Origin of the sequence: Pseudoalteromonas sp. (genome assembly GCF_041613455.1) — a bacterium.
Taxonomy (GTDB): domain Bacteria; phylum Pseudomonadota; class Gammaproteobacteria; order Enterobacterales; family Alteromonadaceae; genus Pseudoalteromonas.
Map to the genome: position 1 here is coordinate 1 of NZ_JBFJHD010000303.1, position 2,847 is coordinate 2,847.

At 43.0% G+C, this 2,847-nt stretch carries 2 protein-coding genes; both read left to right on the plus strand.

The genetic code is table 11. The features are described from left to right. Window positions 1-27 precede the first annotated feature (27 nt). Window positions 28-2,193, plus strand: a complete 2,166-nt coding sequence (uvrD, locus tag ABYB02_RS16300; RefSeq protein WP_058372303.1) for a DNA helicase II — start codon at window positions 28-30, stop codon at window positions 2,191-2,193. Then, window positions 2,171-2,847, plus strand: a 677-nt coding sequence (locus ABYB02_RS16305) for a tRNA(Met) cytidine acetyltransferase TmcA domain-containing protein (protein WP_372763428.1), incomplete at its 3' end; no start/stop codon positions are given. The genes uvrD and ABYB02_RS16305, both read left to right, overlap by 23 nt.

The window sequence follows — 2,847 nt, forward strand, 5'->3', positions numbered from 1 at the left end:
CGCATTATTGATTAAAAAGGCGTAACGATGGACGTTTCACAATTACTCGATGGCTTAAACGACAAACAACGCGATGCCGTTGCAGCCCCACTACAAAACATGCTGGTATTAGCAGGTGCTGGGTCTGGTAAAACACGAGTGTTGGTTCATCGTATTGCTTGGCTAATGCAAGTTGAGCAAGCCTCAGCGTATAGTATTTTTGCGGTTACCTTTACTAATAAAGCAGCTAAAGAAATGCGTACTCGCGTTGAAGAGACGCTAAAAGCGCCGGTTGGTGGTATGTGGATTGGTACTTTCCATGGTTTGTCGCACCGTATTTTACGCGCGCACCACCGTGAAGCAAAATTACCCGAAGCATTTCAAATTTTAGACTCAGACGATCAGCTACGTATGATCAAACGTTTATTAAAATCGATGAATATTGATGATAAAAAATGGCCCGCTAAACAGTTTGGTTGGTACATAAGCGCTAAAAAAGATGAAGCACTTCGCCCTAAAGATATTCAAGCCTACGATATTAACGAGCAAATGATGCTGCGCGTGTACGCGGCGTATCAAGAAGCATGCGACAGAGCAGGCTTAGTCGATTTTGCCGAAATACTACTGCGCAGCTACGAAGTACTCAAAAATAACCCTACACTACTGCGCCATTATCAACAGCGCTTTGCACACATGTTAGTAGACGAGTTTCAAGACACCAACACCATACAATACGCATGGTTAAAACTACTTGCTGGCGACTCCAATAGTATTATGATTGTTGGCGATGACGATCAGAGTATCTATGGTTGGCGCGGTGCAAAAATAGAAAACATTAAACGTTTTTTAACTGACTTTAGCGCAGAGACCATTCGTCTTGAGCAAAACTATCGCTCTACCGCCACTATATTAAAAGCCTCAAATGCCCTGATCCAAAATAACTCAGAGCGTATGGGTAAAAGCTTATGGACCGACGGTAACGAGGGCGAACCTATTTCTATTTACGCCGCATTTAACGAGCTAGACGAAGCGCGTTTTGTAAGTAGTAAACTGCGTAGTTGGTTAAATGCCGGCAATGCGCTGCAAGATGCGGCTATTTTATATAGAAGTAATGCGCAATCACGTGTACTCGAAGAAGCCATGCTACAAGAAGGCCTAAAGTATCGTATTTATGGCGGCATGCGATTCTTCGAACGCCAAGAAATTAAAGACGCCCTGTCGTACTTACGCATAATAGGTAACCGTCAAGACGATGCTGCATTTGAACGAGTAATTAATACTCCAGCTCGTGGTATTGGCGATAAAACGCTAAGCCATATACGCGACTGTGCACGCGCCGAATCGTTACCACTTTGGTATGCAGCAAAAGCAATTGTAGAGCAACAACATTTATCTGGCCGCGCTTCTGGTGCAGTGAGTAAGTTTGTCGAACTAGTAGAGCATATTGAAGATAAAATTAGCGATCTAACGCTACATGAGCAAGCTAAATACGTTATTCAAACTTCTGGGTTAATGGCAATGTACCAAGCCGAAAAAGGTGAAAAAGGCCGTGCCCGAGTAGAAAACTTAGAAGAACTTATTAGCGCTTGCGATCAGTACGAATTGCCTGAGGAAGAAGAATATAGCTCTCCTCTACAAGGCTTTTTAGCGCATACCTCGCTTGAATCTGGTGAAGGACAAGCAGAAGAGCACGAAGACGCCGTACAAATGATGACATTGCACTCAGCTAAAGGTTTAGAATTTCCGTTAGTGTTTATGGTTGGCGTAGAGGAAGGTATGTTCCCTTCTCAACAAAGTAATGAAGAGTCTGGCCGTTTAGAAGAAGAACGCCGCCTTTGTTATGTAGGTATGACCCGCGCTATGGATAAACTATATATTAGCCATGCCGAAAGCCGTCGTTTATACGGACAAGAAAAATACCATACACCATCGCGCTTTTTACGGGAAATTCCCGAGGACTGTGTTGAAGAAATTCGTATTAAAACCCAAGTATCTCGACCACCCGCTGCAGGGCGTTTTAGCGCATCAGTTAGTCACGCTGCATTTGAAGATAGCGGCTTTAACTTGGGGCAACGTGTACTGCATGCTAAATTTGGTATTGGTACAGTACTTAATTACGAAGGTGCGGGTGCGCAATCTCGCGTACAAGTCAACTTTGATGATTTAGGTAGTAAGTGGTTAGTAACGGCATATGCAAGACTACAAGCTATATAAAAAGCAACTCATACAACTAGAACAACAATTAGCTGGCGCGCATCACCGCCAGCTAGTGCTTGTTACTGGCAATGATAATTGGTGCTATGAGCTGACAAACTCACTAGTACAAAATACTAATACACTTACTCTATCTAAACATTGTGCACTTAAAAATGCTCAATGGCCTGCACACATTCACCAAATATTAGGACAAGAATTTACCCACGCCATTTACGATGGCTTTAGTGGCTTATACCCCGATAAGTTGGCCGCAATTGCTGGTACAGTTAGAGCTGGCGGAGTATTGTTTGTATTACTTCCTGAGCTGGGTAACCTAAATAACTGGCAAGATCCCGCATTAAAAAGTGTCCAGTCTCATGGCCACAGCAATCAATATAGTTTATTCAATCAGCGTTTCAGCTCTATTATTAAAAGCTTACCGGCCTTGCATTACAGTGAAGAATTTGGCTGCATCAATAATAATTATAACTATGTCCTGCACAGTAATATTGATTTTGAACCGCAGAAAAACTGCGTAGCACAAATAGTAAAAGTAGCTCATGGTCGCGCCAATAGACCGCTACTGATCAATGCAGATAGAGGGCGAGGAAAGTCAGCCGCATTAGGCCTAGCAGCCGCAAAATTAGCTGATAAAAATGTAATTATTTGCGC

What these genes read in the sequence shown, in the direction of transcription:
- uvrD (WP_058372303.1), top strand. Translation starts at nt 28, where the DNA reads ATGGACGTTTCACAATTACTCGATGGCTTAAACGACAAACAACGCGAT.